General features: G+C 67.2%; 1 protein-coding gene. It reads right to left on the bottom strand.

The annotated features are described in order from the left end of the window. Nucleotides 1-113: 113 nt before the first annotated feature. Complete coding sequence (locus ACT6Y9_RS10705) at nt 114-1,658, bottom strand: Na+/H+ antiporter NhaC family protein (protein WP_295479644.1); 1,545 nt, start codon at nt 1,656-1,658, stop codon at nt 114-116. Nucleotides 1,659-1,904 lie beyond the last annotated feature (246 nt).

Genomic DNA, 1,904 nt, shown 5'->3' with positions numbered 1-1,904 from the left:
CCGCGGATTCCGGAGGAATCCTTTCGGGGCGCGCGCTTCGAGGGGTCGTCCGGCGGGCGGGGCGGCGTCACAGCGCCCGTCGGACGAAGAGGTGGACGCTCTGGAGAGTGGCGTCAGACTGCCGCCGCCCTTGCGCTCCCGCCCTTCCAGGCGTGGAGCGTCACTGTCGCGACGATGAGGAGCGCCGTCGCCGTGCCGAGCGAGAGCCAGAGGTTGCCGCCCGAGAGGCCGGCCACGAGGTACCCCACGGCCGAGCAGCCCGCGACGAGGAGCGCGTAAGGAAGCTGCGTCGAGACGTGCTCGATGTGGTTGCACCCGGCGCCCGCCGAAGAGAGGATCGTCGTGTCGGAGATGGGCGAGCAGTGGTCGCCGAAGACCGAGCCCGCGAGCGTCGCCGAGAGGACGACGGTCGTGAGGGACGGGTCCACGCCCTGCACCACCGGGACCACGATCGGAATGAGGATGCCGAAGGTGCCCCAGGCCGTTCCCGTCGAGAAGGCGAGGAAGGCGGCGATCACGAAGACGATCGCGGGGAGGAAGAGTGAGAAGTCCGCGCCCGTGCTCGTCACGAGCGACTCGACGAACTGCGGCGTACTGATGAGGTCGCGGCAGACACCCGAGAGCGTCCACGCGAGGATCAGGATGATGTTCGCCGGCAGCATGAGCTTCATGCCTTCGACGAGCCCCTGCATGAAGTCGGTGAAGGGCACGAGCCTGCGCGGCACGTAGAGCACGAAGGCGACGAGCACGGCGCCGAAGGCCGCCCACACGAGGGCCGAGGCGGCCGACGAATTGCCGATCGAGCTCTGGAAGCTGTGGTAGGCCGGATCGTCGCCCCAGTAGCCGCCCGAGTACATGAGGGCGAGCACGGCGAGGACGATGAGCGCCGCAATCGGAACGAGCATGTCGGCCACGGTGCCGTTGGGATTGGACTTCGGAGGTTCGGCCCCGCCGCCGCGGATGCCGCCCACGTCGCCCGCGAGGGCGCGCTCTTCGCAGCGGCGCATCGGACCGAAGTCAAGTCCCGTCCAGATGATGAAGACCACCATGAAGATCGAGAGGAGCGCGTAGAAGTTCCATGGGATCGAGGCGATGAAGGCGGCCATGTCGGATTCGAAGACGCCGTTGCCCTTGAGAGAGGACCCCACGGCCGCGGCCCAGGAGGAGACGGGGGCGATGATGCAGATCGGAGCCGCGGTCGAGTCGATGATGTAGGCGAGCTTCGCGCGCGAGACCTGGTAGCGGTCGCAGAGCGGGCGCATCACGGTGCCGACCGAGAGGCAGTTGAAGTAGTCGTCGATGAAGATGAGGATGCCGAGGCCCGTCGTGGACGTGAGCGTCGCGCGGCGGCTCTTCACGCGCTCGACCGCCCAGGTGCCGTAGGCCTTCGTGCCGCCCGACATGGCGACCACGTAGACGAGCGCCCCGAGGAGCGAGGTGAAGATGAGGATGTTGAAGTCCACCTTGTTGCCCATCAGGGTGAAGGTGGTCTGCAGCGTCCCCATGATGACGTTGCCGTCGGTACCGATCGTGTAGATGAGCGTGCCCGCGAGGATGCCGATCAGGAGCGACGAGAGCACCTCCTTCGTGAGGAGTGCAAGCGCGATCGCGATGATCGGCGGAACAATGGACAGCCATCCGGCGGCGTAGGGTTCCATGGGTTTCTTCTTCTTTGCGTTGGCGGGCGGAGGGGCTTCGAGGAGGAGCCTCCCGTCCGGATTCTTCTAAAAAGGGGTTTTCGGGGCGGGAGCCGGCGCGTCCGCGGGAGGGCCCGCCCCCAAAAGCCTGCATTATGCAACAAACCGTTTCTCTGTAACCGACCGCACGAAGAGAGACGCTCTTCTCCCGTTCCCCCGGCGGAGCCCTCCCGCGCCCGGACGTCCGGCCCGCCGCGCACCCCGCGA

This window comes from Sutterella sp., assembly GCF_052272535.1.
In the GTDB taxonomy this organism is placed as follows: domain Bacteria; phylum Pseudomonadota; class Gammaproteobacteria; order Burkholderiales; family Burkholderiaceae_F; genus Sutterella.
Note: the sequence above shows the minus strand (reverse complement) of the source record. Positions and strands in the feature narration are given on the sequence as shown.

Coding starts and splice junctions, on each gene's coding strand:
- ACT6Y9_RS10705 (WP_295479644.1), bottom strand. CDS start 1,658: ATGGAACCCTACGCCGCCGGATGGCTGTCCATTGTTCCGCCGATCATC.